Source organism: Pseudomonas sp. LBUM1669, from assembly GCF_059695705.1.
The window spans coordinates 603,360-621,162 of record NZ_CP166784.1 but is presented as its reverse complement, the minus strand read 5'-3'; the positions used below and the strand labels follow the sequence as shown (position 1 = coordinate 621,162).

At 60.2% G+C, this 17,803-nt stretch carries 13 protein-coding genes; 5 read left to right on the top strand and 8 right to left on the bottom strand.

Translation table 11 applies throughout. The features are described from left to right. Nucleotides 1-3: 3 nt before the first annotated feature. The 4 genes from ACA051_RS02800 to amaB all read right to left on the bottom strand — a co-directional run bounded on the left by ACA051_RS02800 (nucleotide 4) and on the right by amaB (nucleotide 5,491). Nucleotides 4-918: an ABC transporter permease subunit gene (locus tag ACA051_RS02800; protein ID WP_010464150.1), complete on the bottom strand. Its 915-nt coding sequence runs from the start codon at nucleotides 916-918 to the stop codon at nucleotides 4-6. 171 nt (nucleotides 919-1,089) lie between these two features. Next, entirely contained in the window at nucleotides 1,090-2,223 is a 1,134-nt protein-coding gene (locus tag ACA051_RS02795; protein ID WP_219093672.1) for an ABC transporter substrate-binding protein, read from the bottom strand. A gap of 363 nt (nucleotides 2,224-2,586) precedes the next feature. Beyond that, a complete protein-coding gene (gene amaA / locus ACA051_RS02790) occupies nucleotides 2,587-3,870 on the bottom strand; it encodes an L-pipecolate oxidase (RefSeq protein WP_497373416.1) in 1,284 nt (427 codons plus the stop codon). Between the two features lie 130 nt (nucleotides 3,871-4,000). Continuing rightward, nucleotides 4,001-5,491 carry an L-piperidine-6-carboxylate dehydrogenase gene (amaB, locus tag ACA051_RS02785; protein ID WP_497307456.1) on the bottom strand — a complete coding sequence of 497 codons (1,491 nt, stop codon included), beginning with the start codon at nucleotides 5,489-5,491 and terminating at the stop codon, nucleotides 4,001-4,003. A gap of 175 nt (nucleotides 5,492-5,666) precedes the next feature. Between amaB and ACA051_RS02780 the strand changes: the two genes are divergently transcribed. From ACA051_RS02780 to nadE, 3 genes are all read left to right on the top strand, one after another. Beyond that, on the top strand, nucleotides 5,667-6,572 hold the full coding sequence (locus ACA051_RS02780; protein WP_497307454.1) for a LysR family transcriptional regulator: 906 nt from the start codon (nucleotides 5,667-5,669) through the stop codon (nucleotides 6,570-6,572). Between the two features lie 235 nt (nucleotides 6,573-6,807). Next, a complete protein-coding gene (gene pncB, locus ACA051_RS02775; protein WP_497307452.1) occupies nucleotides 6,808-8,043 on the top strand; it encodes a nicotinate phosphoribosyltransferase in 1,236 nt (411 codons plus the stop codon). 4 nt (nucleotides 8,044-8,047) lie between these two features. After that, on the top strand, nucleotides 8,048-8,875 hold the full coding sequence (gene nadE / locus ACA051_RS02770; RefSeq protein ID WP_497307450.1) for an NAD(+) synthase: 828 nt from the start codon (nucleotides 8,048-8,050) through the stop codon (nucleotides 8,873-8,875). A gap of 191 nt (nucleotides 8,876-9,066) precedes the next feature. On the opposite strand, the gene azu is transcribed toward nadE, so the two are convergent. Further along, nucleotides 9,067-9,513, bottom strand: a complete 447-nt coding sequence (azu, locus tag ACA051_RS02765; RefSeq protein ID WP_497307448.1) for an azurin — start codon at nucleotides 9,511-9,513, stop codon at nucleotides 9,067-9,069. A 343-nt stretch (nucleotides 9,514-9,856) separates the two neighbouring features. Between azu and ACA051_RS02760 the strand changes: the two genes are divergently transcribed. Both ACA051_RS02760 and ACA051_RS02755 read left to right on the top strand, forming a co-directional pair. Next, on the top strand, nucleotides 9,857-10,444 hold the full coding sequence (locus ACA051_RS02760; protein ID WP_497307447.1) for a cytokinin riboside 5'-monophosphate phosphoribohydrolase: 588 nt from the start codon (nucleotides 9,857-9,859) through the stop codon (nucleotides 10,442-10,444). 68 nt (nucleotides 10,445-10,512) lie between these two features. Further along, nucleotides 10,513-10,701 carry a hypothetical protein gene (locus tag ACA051_RS02755; RefSeq protein WP_007947526.1) on the top strand — a complete coding sequence of 63 codons (189 nt, stop codon included), beginning with the start codon at nucleotides 10,513-10,515 and terminating at the stop codon, nucleotides 10,699-10,701. 221 nt (nucleotides 10,702-10,922) lie between these two features. Here the strand turns inward: ACA051_RS02755 and ACA051_RS02750 are convergent, their stop codons facing one another. From ACA051_RS02750 to ACA051_RS02740, 3 genes are all read right to left on the bottom strand, one after another. Further along, nucleotides 10,923-11,813 (bottom strand): transglutaminase family protein, encoded by an 891-nt coding sequence (locus ACA051_RS02750; protein ID WP_497307446.1) that lies wholly within the window; start codon nucleotides 11,811-11,813, stop codon nucleotides 10,923-10,925. Beyond that, nucleotides 11,813-14,299: a circularly permuted type 2 ATP-grasp protein gene (locus tag ACA051_RS02745; protein WP_497307444.1), complete on the bottom strand. Its 2,487-nt coding sequence runs from the start codon at nucleotides 14,297-14,299 to the stop codon at nucleotides 11,813-11,815. Before ACA051_RS02745 ends, ACA051_RS02750 begins: the two co-directional genes overlap by 1 nt. A gap of 88 nt (nucleotides 14,300-14,387) precedes the next feature. Further along, nucleotides 14,388-17,663: a transglutaminase family protein gene (locus ACA051_RS02740; protein ID WP_497373414.1), complete on the bottom strand. Its 3,276-nt coding sequence runs from the start codon at nucleotides 17,661-17,663 to the stop codon at nucleotides 14,388-14,390. Nucleotides 17,664-17,803 lie beyond the last annotated feature (140 nt).

Here is a 17,803-nt window from a genome sequence, read left to right as displayed (position 1 = left end):
CGCTTACACCTTCGACACAAGAGGACGGCCGAGCAGGCCTTGGGGCCGAAAGACCAGAACGAGAACGAGCAGCGAGAAGCTGAAAACGTCTTTGTAGTCCGAGTTGACCAAACCTGAGAACAGCGACTCGGAGATCCCGAGAATAATCCCGCCAAGCATCGCACCAGGCAGCGAGCCGATGCCGCCGAGTACCGCGGCGGTGAACGCCTTGATGCCGATGATGAAGCCGGCATAGAAGTCGAACGTGCCGTAGTTCATGGTGATCAGTACGCCGGCCAGGGCCGCCATCGCTGCACCGATGATGAACACGTAGGAAATCACGCGGTCGGTGTTGATCCCCAGGATCGAGGCCATCTTGCGGTCTTGCTGGGTGGCGCGGCACATGCGGCCGAGCTTGGTGTACTTGATGATGTAGGTCAGCAGGGCCATGCCGGCGAATGCGGCAATCAGGATAAACACCTTGGTGTAGGTCAACTGCACGAAGCCGGTGCCGATTTCGACGCGCCATGCTCCCGTCAGCAAGGTTGGAACACCTTGTTGTTTGGCGCCTTGGGCGATTTGGGCATAGTTCTGCAGGATCAGCGAAATCCCGATGGCGCTGATCAGCGGTGCCAGTCGGGTAGAGTTGCGCAGGGGCTTGTAGGCGACGCGCTCGATGACCCAGCCATACACCGCCGTGACCACGATGGTGAAGATCAAGGTGCCGAGCATCAACAGCGGGAAGGATTCAATACCGAAGTATGCCAGCAGAGCCAGACTGATTGCCGCGAGGTAAGCGGAAATCATGTAAACCTCGCCGTGGGCGAAGTTGATCATGCCGATGATGCCATAGACCATTGTGTAGCCGATGGCGATCAGGCCATAGACCGACCCGAGGGTCAGGCCGTTGACCAGTTGCTGCAGGAAAATACCATCCATAACGCAATCTCACGCATTTGAGAGACTGCACAGAAGCCGGGTGCGACGGACCGGGGTTCAGCCGCCGACGCAACTCGGTTGTGTGCAGCTCTACGAGAAAAGACAGGTACTGCACGGACATGTTGGTTGATTGCCCGGCGTACAAGGTGCCGGGCAGATCAGCAAGTCATATCACTTCTGTTTTTCCAGTTGGTGGTATTTGCCGTCCTTGTCCCACTCGTAAACCACGTAGTCGGAGACTTTCAGGTCGCCCTTGGCGTCCCAGGTCTTCTCGCCCATCACGGTTTTGACCGGGTTTTTCTTCAGCCACTCGGCGGCTTTTTCGCCACTGTTGGACTTCGCGCCATTGAAGGCAGCAGCCAGGGTCTGGACCGAAGCGTAAGCGTAGAGGGTGTAGCCTTCAGGCTCGGTACCGGCCTTACGGAACGCGTCTACCACGGTTTTGCTGTCTGGCAGCAGGCGTGGGTCGGCGCCGAAGGTCATCAGCACGCCGTCAACGAATTGCGGGCCGCCAGCAGTGGTCACCAGTTCGTCGGTCACGATGCCGTCATCGGACATGAACTTGACGTCTTTGAGGCCTTGCTCACGCAGTTGACGGACCAGTGGACCGGCTTCCGGGTGCAGACCGCCGAAGTAGACGACGTCGGCGCCAGCGCCGCGGATCTTGGTGACGATGGTGCTGAAGTCTTTCTCACCACGGGTCAGGCCTTCATACAGCACAGGCTTCACGCCGCGTTTTTCCAGTTGGGCCTTGGTAGCGTCCGCCAGGCCTTGACCGTAGGTGTCCTTGTCGTGAAGGACGACGACTTTCTTGCCTTTGAGCACGTCGACGATGTAGTCACCGGCCACGATGCCTTGCTGATCGTCACGCCCGCACATACGGAACATGGCGCTCAGGCCGCGTTCGGTGACTGCCGGGTTGGTGGAACCAGGGGTGATTGCAATGATGCCCGCTTCGTCGTAGATCTCGGAGGCCGGGATGGTCGACGAGGAGCAGAAGTGACCGACCACGCCGGCGACTTTCTGGTTGGTCAGGTCCTTGGCGACCGTCACAGCCTGTTTCGGTTCGCAGGCGTCATCGCCCTTCACCAGTACGATTTTTTCCCCGTTGACGCCGCCCGCCGCGTTGACCGCGTCGGCTGCAGCCTGTGCACCCTTCATGTACTGCTCGCCAAATGCCGCGTTGGCACCTGTCATCGGACCCGCCACACCGATTTTCACATCAGCCTGTGCAAACGCAGAAACACCCAACGCAGTTGCCACTGCGAGGGCCAGAAAGCCTTTCTTGTAAAACGTCTGGGACATGAGGTGGTGCTCCAAGGTTTTTTTAGTTGGCACTTCGACTTCTCTGAATGCTCAGAGCAAGGGCCGTGCCATCGGTTTTTTATTCTGAAAAAAGTCGCTGCTTTATTGTTATTTCGACTGTTTCGATCCCATTTTCATTGGGCGTGCAACCGTCTAAACCGCGGAAGGTGAAACCATTTATTTTTAAAGGCGCAACCCTCGCGCGCCATCATTGCAACCGCGGCGCCAAACGACGTGCAACCAGCCTGTAACAACGTGCGTCACCGAAGTGCACACTGCTGGTGCGGTACTGCTACGACCCGCACCTTTTACAGGCTAGTCGCTGCGCGAAAAAGCGCCGCTCCCAGCAACAAATTTCAACAATCAAATAACGATCCGCAAGCACTGGCCTGCGTGATACAGCGAGAAACCGGCCTCGTACAAACAGCTGCGCAAACCCACCCCCGCCAAGGGCTGCATGGGGGCGAAGGGAATCGGCAGTGCCTGAGGATTTCCGTTACACAGATAATCGGCAAAGGCTTTGCCGACCACCGTCCCCGTTGTCACGCCCCGGCCGTTATAACCGGTGACTGCCACTAAACCGGGCGCCGGCTCGAATAAACGCATCAGGTGGTCGGGGGTAAACGCAATGCAACCGGTCCAGGTGCATTCCCATTCCACGGGTTTGAGGTAGGGAAAATAGTGCTGCTGCACCCGATCGGCCCAGGCCTTGAGGAACCAGGCCGGTTTCTGATTGCCGTTACCGAGGCTACCCAGCAACAGACGACCGTCTTTGTCGCGCCGAATACTGCTCAGTACCTGACGCGTGTCCCAGGAACCCTGGCCGCCAGGCAGAATTTGCTGCGCGGCGTCTTCGGTCAGCGGGACCGACGCTACTTGATAGTAATAACCGGGGAAGAAATTGCGCCGCAGCTCCGTCCAGTCACCTTCGGTATAAGCATTGGAGGCGATGACCACTTGCTCGGCGAGCACTGAACCCTGAGCGGTTTGTACCGACCAGCGTTGACCCTGACGTTCGAGTCGGGTCACCGGAGAATGATCGAACAGCTGACCACCGAGGCCGATGGCCGCTTTGGCCAGCCCCGTGGTGTAGGCCATCGGGTTGATCGTGCCAGCACGCTTGTCGAGCAGCGCGGCAGCAATCTTTTTGGTCCCCGTCGCTTGTTCGCACGCTTGTCCGGTCAGCAGTTCGACCGGTGCCCCCCGACGTTTCCATTGTTCTTCACGACTGCGCAAGTCCGATTCACCACGGGCGTTGTGCGCCATGTGCAGCGTGCCTTCGCGACGTAACTGGCAATCGATGTTGTATTTGTCGACCAGGCTGAACACCAGGGAGGGCGCGGCACCCAGCATGCGATTGAGCTGACTGCCCACCGCTTCGCCGAACCCGGCTTCGATCTCGTCCGGTGGAATCCACATCCCGGCGTTGACCAGACCGACATTGCGCCCCGAACCACCATGACCCGCGCGATGGGCTTCGAGCACGCAGACCGTTTTACCTTTTTCCAGCAGATGCACCGCCGCCGACAGACCGGTGAAACCGGCGCCAATGACGCAGACATCGACGGTTACTTCGCCCTTGAGCGCGGCATTGTCGGGCCTTTGCGGCGTCAGTTTTTCCCACAGACACTCTTCGCGTAACGGCATTGCCAGACTCCAACAGAAACCTAACAAACAACAAAGCAAAAGCTTCGCGGGCAAGCCTCGCTTCTACAGGTGTTGAGTGATCCTGTAGGAGCGAGCGGGCGGCGATCCGACTTGCCCGCGAAGGGGCCTATCAGTCGAACGTAATGCCCTGAGCCAACGGCAACTCCAGCGAGTAGTTCACGGTGTTGGTCTGACGGCGCATGTAGCCGCGCCATGCATCGGAGCCCGACTCACGACCACCACCGGTTTCTTTCTCGCCACCGAACGCGCCGCCGATTTCCGCGCCGCTCGGGCCGATGTTGACGTTGGCGATCCCGCAGTCGCTGCCGACCGCCGACATGAACTGCTCGGCTTCACGCACGTCGGTGGTGAAGATGCACGAGGACAGGCCTTGTGGCACCGAGTTGTTCAGGCGCAGGGCTTCGTCGAAATCCTTGTAACCGACCACGTACAGGATCGGCGCGAAGGTTTCGTTGCAGACCACATCGCTCTGCTCCGGCATTTCGACGATGGCTGGCGAGACGTAGTAAGCGTTCGGATATTTGTCTTCCAACTGACGCTTGCCGCCAAACACCCGGCCGCCTTCGCTCAAGGCCTGTTCCAGCGCGTCCTGCATGTTTTCGAAACTGTTTTTGTCGATCAGCGGACCGATCAGGTTGCCCTCGAGCGGATTGCCGATGCGGACCTTGGAGTAGGCAGCCTTGAGGCGGGTGACGATTTCTTCCTTCACCGACTCATGGGCAATCAGCCGACGCAGGGTGGTGCAACGCTGACCGGCGGTGCCGACGGCGCTGAACAGGATGGCGCGAACGGCCATGTCCAGATCGGCACTTGGGGCGAGGATCATGGCGTTGTTGCCGCCCAGTTCCAGGATGCTGCGGGCAAAACGTGCGGCGATTTTCGGCGCCACTTCTCGGCCCATGCGGGTGCTGCCGGTGGCGCTGATCAGCGCGACACGCGGGTCATCGACCAGTGCTTCACCGGCATCGCGGCCGCCGATGATCACTTGGCTCAGGTGTGGAGGTGCGTCGCTGAAGTTCTTCAGTACGCGGTCGAACAACGCCTGGCAGGCCAGTGCGGTCAGCGGGGTTTTCTCGGACGGTTTCCAGATCACCGGGTTACCGCAGACCAGCGCCAGCGTGGTGTTCCAGGCCCAGACCGCAACCGGGAAGTTGAAGGCGCTGATGACGCCGACGACGCCCAGCGGGTGCCAGGTTTCGCGCATGTGGTGGCCAGGACGCTCGGAGGCGATGGTCAAGCCGTACAGCTGACGGGACAGGCCGACCGCGAAATCGCAGATGTCGATCATTTCCTGAACTTCACCCAGGCCTTCCTGAGTGATCTTGCCCGCTTCCCAGGACACCAGTTCACCGAGGTCAGCCTTGTATTCGCGCAAAATGTCGCCCAGTTGGCGCACCAGCTCGCCACGGCGCGGAGCCGGGACCTTGCGCCACAATTCGAACGCATGATCTGCACGACTGATGTGCTGCTCGACTTCAGCGGCGCCTTCCCAGTTCACAGCGGCAATCCGGCTGCCATCGATCGGCGAATGCACCGGCACTTTGCCGTTCTGGTACAGGGCCGGGTTCACACCAAGACGATCAAGCAATGCGGCAACCATGGGTTACTCCTCAAGCAAAAAACAGAAAACGTGCAGCCGGATATTCACGGCTGATCAGGCCTGTAGTTTTAGCTCCCCGGAGGTTACCCAACAAACGACCTTTAAGAGAGATATCATTCCGTTTATTCATGCTTTGAATTGCTGGCAGTAAAAGAAACAAGAAAAAGGACCGTCCATGCTGAATAAACGCTACTTGCCGTCGATCACCGCGCTGCAGTGTTTCGAGGCCGTGACCCGGCATTTGAGCTTCACCCGGGCCGCCGAAGAGCTGAACCTGACCCAGAGCGCCGTCAGCAAACAAGTCGCGCAACTCGAAGAGTTGTTGCAGCACTTGTTGTTCCGCCGGGTGCGCCGACGCCTGCAAATGACCCCGGCCGGAGATTTGTACCTGGTGGAGGTACGAAAAATCCTCACGCAGGTCGAAATGTCGACCCATTACCTGCGCTCCTACGGTGGCGAGACCGAAGTCTTGCGAGTTTCGACGCCGCCGACCTTCGGCGCGCGCTGGCTGGTGCCACGCCTGAAAGGCTGGCGCCTGCGCCACCCGTCAATCCATCTGGACCTGTGCAGCGAGCAGGAAGCCGATGATTTGCTGCAAGGTCGCAGCGACCTGGCGTTCTACTTCGGCCAGGGCTCGCGGCCAGGCACCGAATGCCTGAAGCTGTTTGGCGAGGAGCTTGTTCCTGTGTGTGCACCGGGCAGCCTGCCGGACACGCCGTTCACCGATCCTACGCAGCTTACCGATTTGGTCCTGCTGCAAAACGCCTCGCGCCCCCAGGCCTGGCACGACTGGTTCGGCAGCCAGGGCTACCACACCGAACACAGCTACCACGGCCCACGCTTCGAAACGTTCTATATGTGCATCCGCGCCGCGCAAGTCGGCTGCGGCGTCGCGCTGTTGCCACGGTTTCTGGTGGAAGAGGAATTGGCCGACGGCAAACTGGTCATACCCTGGCAGCACGCGATGCCCAGCGCTGATGCCTATTACCTGGCATATCCCGAGCACTCGGCGGAAGTGCCCAAGGTGCGGGATTTTGTGAAGTGGATGCTGGAGCAGATTGATGGCCCGGCTGCACCGTAGATTTGAAGCCCCTGCATATATTTGTGGCGAGGGAGCTTGCTCCCGTTGGACTGCGCAGCAGTCCTGTATTGGGGGCGCTTCGCACCCCAGCGGGAGCAAGCTCCCTCGCCACAAGGATATGCACTGTCTAAAAAATCGCTGGCAATACCCACCACTGATATGCGCCACTAGCCCCATTCATTGAACAGCTGAAACGTCGCGACCACGGGCCGCGGCAAGCCTGGAGAATCCCGTTATGAGCGAGAGCGTGTTTGGCGATCGCATCGTGCAGAACCTGCTCGACACCGACTTCTACAAACTGACGATGATGCAGGCGGTGCTGCACAACTACCCGAATGTGGAAGTCGAATGGGAGTTTCGTTGCCGTAACAGCGAAGATCTGCGCCCGTATCTGGCAGAGATCCGCTTCCAGATCGAACGCCTGGCCGACTTGAGCCTGAGCGCCGACCAGTTGAGCTTCATGGAGCGCATCAGCTTCATGAAACCGGATTTCCTGCGTTTTCTCGGGTTGTTCCGCTTCAACCTGCGTTACGTCCACACGGGTATCGAAAACGGCGAGCTGTTCATTCGCCTGCGCGGGCCGTGGTTGCATGTGATTCTGTTCGAGGTGCCGCTGCTGTCCATCGTCAGCGAAGTGCGCAACCGTTATCGCTACCGGGAAATCGTTCTCGAGCAGGCTCGCGAGCAGCTCTATCGCAAGTTTGACTGGCTGACCGCAAACGCCAGCAGCGAGGAACTATCCGAATTGCAGGTCGCCGATTTCGGCACCCGCCGGCGCTTTTCGTACCGCGTGCAGGAAGAAGTCGTAAACGTGCTCAAGCACGATTTCCCCGGGCGTTTTGTCGGCACCAGCAACGTGCACCTTTCACGCGAATTGGACATGAAACCCTTGGGCACCATGGCCCACGAATGGATCATGGCGCATCAGCAACTCGGTCCCCGGCTGATCGACAGCCAGATTGCCGCCCTCGATTGCTGGGTCCGCGAGTACCGGGGCCTGCTGGGGATTGCGCTCACCGACTGCATCACCACCGATGCTTTCCTCAATGATTTCGACCTGTATTTCGCCAAACTCTTTGACGGTTTGCGCCACGATTCCGGTGACCCGGTCATCTGGGCGGAAAAGGCCATCGCTCACTACCACAAGCTCGGCATCGACCCGATGAGCAAGACGCTGGTGTTCTCCGACAGCCTGACACTGCCCAAATCCCTGGAAATATTCCGGGCGTTGCGCGGTCGGATCAATGTCAGCTTCGGTATCGGCACCAACCTGACGTGCGATATTCCGGGTGTTGAACCGATGAGCATCGTGCTTAAAATGGCGGCCTGCAACGGCCAGCCCGTGGCAAAGATTTCCGATGAGCCTGGCAAGACTCACTGCAAAGACCCGAATTTCGTCGCCTATTTGCGACACGTTTTCAAAGTACCTGCCGCCCCTTCCAGCACATCTGGCACCACTAGCAAGGAGTGAGTTCATGCAAGCCGTACAGCGTGAGATTGCTGAGCAGCTCAAGGTTCAGCCGCCATTCGCCGACCACGCCGCCCTCGAGGCCGAAGTCGCCCGGCGGGTCAGCTTCATTCAGGATTGCCTGGTCAATTCCGGTCTCAAGACCCTGGTGCTCGGCATCAGCGGCGGCGTCGATTCGCTGACCGCCGGCCTGCTGGCCCAACGCGCCATGCGTGAGTTGCGCGAGCAAACCAGCGACAAAAGCTACAAGTTCATCGCCGTGCGCCTGCCTTACGAGACCCAGTTCGATGAACACGACGCCCAGGCCTCGGTGGATTTCATCGCCCCGGACGAACGTCACACCGTGAACATCGGCCCGGCGGTCAAATCCCTGGCCAATGAAGTGGCGGCCTTCGAAGGCAAGCACGCGGTCTCGGTGGATTTCGTGCTTGGCAACACCAAGGCGCGGATGCGCATGGTCGCCCAATACACCATCGCCGGCGCGTCGCACGGCCTGGTCATTGGTACCGACCACGCGGCGGAAGCAGTGATGGGTTTCTTTACCAAGTTCGGTGATGGCGCCTGCGACCTGGCCCCGTTGAGTGGCCTGGTGAAAAACCAGGTTCGAGACATCGCCCGCAGTTTCGGCGCACCGGAATCGCTAGTGGAAAAAATCCCGACCGCCGACCTTGAAGACCTGTCGCCCGGCAAACCGGACGAAGCGTCCCATGGCGTGACCTACGCCGAGATCGACGCGTTCTTGCACGGTAAGCCTGTGCGTGAGGAAGCGTTCAAGATCATTTGCGACACGTATAAGAAGACGCATCACAAGCGCGTGATGCCGTTCGCGCCATAAGGACGGAGGCGTCTGTGCCGACGCCTTCGCGGGCAAGCCTCGCTCCTACAGAATCTGCGTCGTGCCCATTTTCGGGTCCGACACAAAATCTGTGGGAGCGAGGCTTGCCCGCGAAGAACGACGACTCGGTCTTTCGTCAGGCACAAAAAAAGCGTCCCAATCGGGACGCTTTTTTTATGAACTTGATTCGATTACTTCAGCGTAACCGTGCCTTTCATCATCGAGATGTGGCCTGGGAACGAGCAGAAGAAGCCGTACTTTTCGTTAGCATCAAGCTTCGACACGTCGAAGGTCACCGAGTCGGTTTCCTTGGCACCAATGATTTTGGTGTGGGCGATGACGCGCGCGTCACCCGCTGGCAGGTAGTCTTTGTCGATGCCCGCAGCCAGGCCTGCGGTGGCGATGGGCTGCATGTCAGCTTCTTTACTCAGCACCCAGTTATGGCCCATGACGTTTTTCGGCAAGCTGCCGGAGTGAGTCAGTTCTACGGTGAACGTCTTGCAGCTTTTGTCGATTTCAATGGCCTTGGTGTTGAAGGACATTTGATCGGTGGAGTCGACAGTGACCTTGCATTCGGCAGCCATCAGTTGGCTGCTGGCCAGTGTCAGCAGGGATACCGCAACAAGTTTGGCAAACATGGTGAATCTCCAAGGCAGGGTTATCAAAAGTGCGAATGGACAGAAGACTGCCTGAAAACTTCGCAAGTTCCTATGACCTGAATCAAAAATTGTATACAACTTTCGGGCTATGACACCTATCGAAACAATCTACCAGCCAGACGTCTGGCCCAGCCCTATCATCAGGCCGTCATCCCTCATCTGGAGCGCCTGTCATGTCCTTTAACAGCCTGTTGCGCAGTTTGCTCGCCGCCTATGCCTGTGGCGCCAGCGGCAGCTACGAAACACCTGAACGCGAAGTTTAGACCTTGGAGCGCCGTGCGCCTGCCTTTACTCTGTGGCCATCCTGACCGTGGAGTAAGGCATGTCTTTAGCGTCCGTTTGTGTATTTTGCGGTGCCAGCACCGGCACCCACCCGGCTTATCGTGAAGCGGCTGTCGCCTTGGGGCGAACTCTGGCCGAGCGCAAGCTGACCCTGGTCTATGGCGGCGGCGCCGTCGGGCTGATGGGCATTGTCGCCGATGCGGCACTGGCGGCCGGCGGCGAAGTGATCGGGATCATCCCGCAAAGCCTCAAAGACAAGGAAATCGGCCACAGCGGGCTGACTCGCCTGGAAGTGGTCGACGGCATGCATGCACGCAAGGCGCGGATGGCAGAGCTCAGCGACGCCTTCATCGCGCTGCCCGGCGGCCTCGGCACCCTCGAAGAACTGTTCGAAGTCTGGACCTGGGGCCAGCTCGGCTACCACGGCAAACCGCTCGGCTTGCTGGAAGTGAACGGTTTCTACAGCAAATTGACCGGTTTTCTTGATCATATCGTCGGCGAAGGCTTCGTTCGCGAAGCACACCGTGACATGCTGCAAGTGAGCGAATCGCCGCAAACCCTGATCGATGCGCTGGACGCTTGGCAGCCGACAGTGGCGCCCAAATGGACAGAGCAAAAACCCAGCTAACGGCTCGACACCGATACAGGGCAGAATATGCGCCGCTCAACCTCACCTTCGACCCCAGAGGATCGCCCATGGCTAAACCTAATTATTCCTTCGCCAAACGTCAGAGAGACTTGGCCAAGGAGCAGAAGAAAGAGGAAAAGCTTCAGCGCAAGAAAGCTACAGCTGAAGAAGAAGCAGCAGCACTGAACCCGGATGCCGAAGGCGAAGTGGCTACAGACGAAACTGAAGCACCGAAAGATCAGGCGCCCGACGCCTGAGACCCTCAGGGCCCGATGATCTGATCAGGCCCACCGGATCTGTGTCCAGGGTCAGCAGTCACATTGCTGACCCTCACAGTCCCCTCTGAAATATCCCTATCTAAAGTAAGCACACAGTCCCTGTGGGAGTAAGCCTGCTCGCGATAGCGGTGGCACATTCAGCATTTAATTTTCTTATACACCGCTATCGCGAGCAGGCTCGCTCCCACAGGGGATCATTGCTACTCCAGTGGCATCACGGTGACGCGGACCTCGGGGTCGTGATTGCCCCCCCCCAGAATCACCCCACGCAACGGCGACACATCGGAGAAATCCCGGCCCCAGGCCAGGGTGATGTGTTCCTGCGCCGGTTGCACATTGTTGGTCGGGTCGAAATCCACCCAACCGAGCGCCGGGCAAAACACCGAAACCCAGGCATGCGAAGCATCGGCGCCGATCAGTCGCGGCTGGCCGGGCGGTGGCTGGGTCAGCAGGTAGCCGCTGATATAACGCGCCGCCAATCCGCGGGAACGCACACACGCGAGCATCAAGTGGGCAAAGTCCTGACAGACCCCGCGCCGACGCTCCAGCACCTCCACCAGCGGCGTTGCCACTTGCGTCGCCTCGGCGTCGAAGGTGAACTCGCTGAAAATCTTCTCCATCAACGCCTGGACACCCAGCAACAAAGGCTGTCCTGATGGGAAACAGCTTTCCGAGAACTCGACAAAGTTGCGTTTCAAATGCACATAGGGCGATTCAAACCGGTAACGGCACGCTTCCAGCAGCTCAGGGGAAAGCGGCTGACTGCTGTAGGTCAGCGCGTTGCGGGTTTCCTCCCACGCGGGGGATTGATTGAAATCCAGCGTCGGCCGGGCCAGGACCTCGACGGTGAGCCGGGCGTTGACCAGCAATTCATCGTGCGGCCGCTCAAACGCCAGCCGGGTGAGCGGATTGCCAAACACATCCAGCTCATCCCGGCGCGAGGTCGGGTCGGGACTTATCTGCAAGTGCTGCTCGGTGCAACGCTGCCAGGCACAGGCCCGTGGCCACAGGTGTGCGAGTTGTTGGGCCAGGGACACCGGGCTGTCGTAGTGATAATGGGTGTCGTGGAGAATCTGGTAACGGGCGCTCATCAGACGGACACCGTGCGCTGGCTGACATCATCGACATGGGCGAAATGGCGCAAGGCCAGACGATCCGACACTTGCCCGCTGGCATCGGCGATTTCTTGCAGCAAATCGGCCAGACCGTTGATGGCGGCGCGAACGCTGGCTTCGCCGAACAGCGAGTTTTCCAGGCAGCCCAGATCGAAACGCGCCAAGCGCTCCACCAGTTGCGGCAGACCCGCTTCGCGAGGCACGCCAAAATCGTCGTTCAAGCGTTTCAGTGTGCGCGTCACCAGTTTCAACTGGAACAGCACCGCGTGAGGGTTTTGCTCGTCGAGCAACAAAAGGTCGAGCACCGGAATCAACTGCGCCACCGCCAGGTACCTCGAGCGGTAAGTAATGCTGCTATTGCCCAGCTCCAGCAGCCATTCCAGCCCGGCCTGATCGAAAGCACCAGCACCACGCAGAAACGCCGCGAGGCTGCCGCTGAGAAACTGCAAGCGCTCGATCCGCCGGCCGATCATCAGGAAGCGCCAGCCTTCGTCCCGGGTCATGTCGTCCAAGGCAAAACCGGACAGTGCCGCCAGGGACATCACCAGCCGGTTGAGGAAATCCAGCAGCTCGCCGAAATCCGGCTCTTCGGTTTCCAGCTCCATTGCTTCGCGCTGCAATTCCACCAGCGCCTGCCAGTTTTCCCGCGAAAGTTTGCCGCGTACTTGCGAAGCAGCCCACTGCAAGCGCTGCAGGTTGGAGCGCAGGCTGAAGGGCCAATCATCGCCGAGTAGGGCAGCCAACAGCCGCTCGGGCAACTCACCTTCGTCTGGCAACAGATTCAGTCGCTCGCCGAGGTCGACCGCCGCTTCCAGGGCCTGCGGGTCATCGCCATCGACGTAGCGTGCCAGCATGATCCGCAGCAATCGCGCGCTGTCATCACACCGTTCGCAATAGCGGCCAAACCAGAACAGATTCTCGACCACCCGCGACGGCAGGTAAGGATCGCGTCGGACCAGGTCATGCACACCGATCGTGCGCTGGGTTTTCCATTGCTCGCCGCTGGGAGGACGATCCCCCAACACCCACGTGTCCTTGCTCGCGCCGCCGCGCTGCATCGACACCACTTCGGCATCCGCTTCGGCGGCCACCCGGGTCAATCCGCCCGGCAACACCCGATAACCGTCTTGACTGGCCACCGCATACACACGCATCCCAATGGCTCGCGGTTGCAGTTGACCGTCTTCGGCCTGCCAGATCGGTGCCTGGGACAACTGCGCCAATTCTTGCGCAACGTAGGCATATGGACGAGCCTGCATGCGCTCAGCCAGGGCCTGACGCTGTTTTTCACTCAAATCGCGGCCAAACACAGGGGCGAAGCTTTGCGACGGGAAGGCGGGTTTGATCAGCAATTCCGGCAGTTTCTCCAACGCCTGGGCCAGTACCGGCGCTTCGCCACACCACCACGTCGCGATGGACGGAAGGATCAGCTCTTCGCCGAACAGGAATTGATTGATCTTCGGCAGAAAGCCCAGCAACCCCGGCGATTCCAGCACACCGCTGCCGAGGGCATTCGCCACCAATACGCGCCCCTGCCGCACGGCTTCAAGCAAACCCGGCACACCGAGTGCCGAATCGGTACGCAATTCCAGCGGATCGCAGAAGTCGTCGTCGAGCCGACGCATAATCGCGTGAACCCGGCGCAGGCCACTGAGGGTTTTCAGGTAGACCGTGGCATCGCGCACCGTGAGGTCGCCGCCTTCTACCAGTGGATAACCGAGCTGTCGCGCCAGGTACAAATGTTCGAAATAGCTTTCGTTGAAACGCCCCGGTGTCAGCAGCACGATCAGCGGCACGTCATCATCGCTTGGCGCCTGGCGGGCGAGGGTTTCCTGAAGCGTGCGGAAGAACCCGGCCAAGTGCTGCACCTTCAGGTCGCGGTACAACTCGGGAAAGGCCCGGGACACGATGGTGCGGTTTTCCAGCGCATAACCGGCGCCGGAGGGTGCTTGAGTCCGATCCGCCGTCACCCACCAACGGCCGTCCGGCGTGCGCGCCAGATCGACAGCGTATAGATGCAGGAAGGCCCCGTCCGGCGGCGTAATGCCCTGACAGGGCCAGAGGAAATTGTTGTGACCGAACACCAGTTCAGCCGGCAGCAGCCCTTCGGCAATCAACCGCTGTGGGCCGTAGAGATCAGCCAGCACGGCGTTCAACAGCCGAGCTCGCTGGGCGATCCCGGCCGATAACTGCTGCCACTCATCAGCGGCAATCACATGCGGCAGCAAGTCCAGTTCCCACGGCCGATCCGCGCCCTTGGGGTCGGCGTAGACGTTGTAGGTCACGCCGTTTTCCTGGATCTGCCGGGTCAACAGGGCCTGACGCTGCACCAATTGCGCTGGCGTGCTGCGTTGCAATTGGTCGAACAACCGGCGCCAGTGCGGGCGCACGGCGCCGCTGTCGTCGAGCAGTTCGTGATAAGTGCCCGCCGTCAGCGGGTAGCGGTCAAGCAGGTCAGGCATGGAAAGCTCGGCAGACAACAAAGTACGGTCAGACTAACGCAGGCTCATGACGCCCGGATATACGAAAAGTCCGAGCGTCGTGTACGGTTTAGAAACGTCGCAAATCGAGCGTCATCGGCAGCTCGTCGTTAATTTCCACATTCGGTATAGGAAGTTTCCCAGGGCTGTGTCCGATACGGAAGAATCGCGCCATTCGACGGCTCTCGGCCTCATTCGCGTTGACCGGCAGGCTGTCGTAGTTGCGCCCGCCCGGATGGGCAACGTGGTACTGACAGCCACCCAGAGAACGTTGCATCCAGGTGTCGAGCAGGTCGAACACCAGCGGTGCGTGGACCGGGATGGTGGGTTGCAGGCAGTTGGCCGGTTGCCAGGCGCGGAAACGCACACCCGCGACAAACTCGCCGACTCTCCCGGTGGGCTGCAAGGGCACCGGAACACCGTTGCAGGTCAGCAAATAGCGCTGCGGCGGCAGACCGGTGAGTTTGACCTGCAAGCGCTCCAGCGACGAATCCACATATCGCACCGTGCCGCCGACCGCGCCCTCCTCGCCCAGCACATGCCAAGGCTCCAGCGCCTGACGCACTTCCAGCTCGATGCCGCTGACCGCGTAATCGCCAACCTTGGGAAAACGAAATTCCAGATGCGCGGCAAACCACTCTGCGCGCACGGGATAACCGGCGGCATTGAGATCGACGATCACATCAGCGAAATCCTGCTCGATAAAGTGTGGCAACAGGAACCGGTCATGCAGCTCAGTGCCCCAGCGCGCCAGTTTCGGCGGCGCATAAGGCTCGCGCCAGAACCGCGCTACCAGCGCCCGCAGCAGCAACTGTTGCGCCAGGCTCATGCGCGCATGCGGTGGCATTTCAAAGGCGCGCAACTCAAGCAATCCAAGACGCCCCGTCGCGCCATCCGGCGAATAGAGCTTGTCGATGCAGAACTCGGCGCGGTGCGTGTTGCCGGTCACGTCGATCAGCAAGTTACGCAGCAACCGGTCGACCAGCCACGGCGCGCACTCCTCGCCTGGTTCGGGCATCTGGGCGAAGGCGATTTCCAGTTCGTACAAGGCATCGTTGCGCGCTTCATCGACACGCGGCGCCTGGGACGTCGGGCCGATGAACAATCCGGAAAACAGGTAGGACAAGGACGGGTGGTTATGCCAGTAACTGATCAGGCTGCGCAGCAGATCGGGACGGCGCAGGAACGGTGAGTCAGCCGGCGTCGCGCCACCCAGGACGAAATGGTTGCCGCCACCGGTGCCGGTGTGCCGGCCGTCGATCATGAATTTCTCGGTGGTCAGTCGGGTCTGGCGCGCTTCTTCGTAGAGAAACTCGGTGCGCTCGACCAGCTCATCCCAGGTGGCGGACGGCTGCACATTGACCTCGATCACGCCCGGGTCGGGGGTGATGCGGAAGTTGCTCAGGCGTGGATCGCTCGGCGGCTCGTAGCCTTCCAGCAACACCGGGCAATGCAGTTCCTGAGCCGTCGCCTCGATTGCGGTGACCAGCTCCAGATAATCCTCGACCCGCTCCAGCGGCGGCATGAACAGGTACAACCGGCCTTCCCGAGCCTCGGCGCAAAACGCGGTGCGGGTCAGCCAGTCGGCGGATTCATCGACCTCCAGATCCCGCTCGAGCGCTTCGGCCGGCGCCCCCGGGCTGTTCAATTGCTGAGTGTCTGGAAGCGCGGGGAATTCCTGATTGGGGTCGTTCGGGTAGATGAACGGGTACTCGGCTGCCTTCACCCAAGGCTGCGAGCCCAGCGGCAGGCGATAACCCAGCGGAGAGTCTCCCGGCACCAGCCGACAATGCTCGTCACGCAGGTACCAGCGACCGGTTTGCCATTGATCGCCCTTGGCGGTGCGCGCCAGCGGCAGGACCTGGCCGATCACCTTGTCCAGGCCCTGGTTGAAGACTTTACGCAGGCGCGCCCGCTCCAACGGTTCTTCGAGACGTGAATCTTCAGCGCTGACGTTCAGCGGCAACGTGCCTTCGCGCCAGAGGTAATAGAAATTGTCTTCGTAGGCAGGAAAAACAAAGCGTGGCGGAATGTTCAGGCGTTCGGCGACACTCGACAGAAAACGCCCGGCCAGTTCGCCATCGGCGCCGTAGTCTTGCTGCTCATCGGCGATCAGCGCGCTGTTGTGCCAGATCGGCACGCCATCGCGGCGCCAATAGCAGTTCAGCGACCAGCGCGGCAATTGCTCGCCGGGGTACCACTTGCCCTGACCAAAATGCACCAGGCCTTTGGGCGCGTAGTGTTTACGCATGCGCTGGAACAATTCTGCGGACAAATGACGCTTGTCCGGCCCGAGCGCGGCGGTGTTCCACTCGGCACCGTCCGGATCGTCGATGGAAACAAACGTCGGCTCGCCGCCCATGGTCAGGCGCACGTCGCCTTCCAGCAGGTCGGCATCGATCTGCCGCCCCAGCGCCTGAATCGCCAGCCACTGGTCTTCGGTGTAGGGTTTGGTGACCCGCGGCGCTTCCCAGATCCGCTCCACGGACATTTCGTGGGTGAATTCGCACTCGCACGGTTCCACCAGGCCACTGATCGGTGCCGCAGAGCCCGGATCGGGGCTGCACGCCAACGGAATGTGTCCTTCACCGGCAAACAGCCCTGACGTCGCGTCCAGGCCGATCCAGCCGGCACCGGGCAAATAGACCTCGCACCAGGCGTGCAAGTCGGTGAAGTCCACTTCCGTGCCCGAGGGGCCGTCGAGGCTTTTGACGTCGGCAGTGAGTTGAATCAGGTAGCCGGAGACGAAACGCGCCGCCAGCCCGAGGTTGCGCAGCAATTGCACCAGCAGCCACGCCGAATCACGGCACGAACCGGAGGCGTGTTCGAGGGTGTGCTCGGGGGTTTGTACGCCGGGCTCCATGCGGATCAGGTAGCCGATGTCTTCGCTCAGGCGCTGATTGAGCGCCACGAGGAAATCCACGCTCGGCAGTGGCGTGCGGTCGATGCCGTCCAGATAGGCCTTGAACTTCGGCGTCAGGGGCAGGGTTTCCAGGTACGGTGCCAGTTCCTTGCGCTCGTCTGCGGCGTAGGTGAACGGGATCTTTTCCGCATAGGGCTCGAGGAAGAAGTCGAACGGATTGAAGACCGCCATCTCTGCCAGCAGATCGACTTCGATTCGCAGCTCATCGGTTTTCTCCGGGAACACCAACCGCGCCAGGTAATTACCCTGGGGGTCTTGCTGCCAGTTGATGAAATGCTGCTCGGGAGAGACTTTCAGCGCATAGGACAGAATCCGCGTGCGGCTGTGGGCGGCCGGGCGCAGGCGAACGATCTGCGGACCGAGCTCGACGGCGCGGTCGTAGCGGTAATGCGTGACGTGGTGCAATGCGACATGAATCGACACGGCGTGCCTCCTGCGAGCCTTAAGCGTATTGGGAAAGCGCGCAAGACTTATGCCATCCAGCGGTGCTGGCGCTTTCTTCGGTTGCTTGAGGCAGTACAGCACCAAAATCGGGCGATGCGGGAAATTGGTTCGAGGGAGTT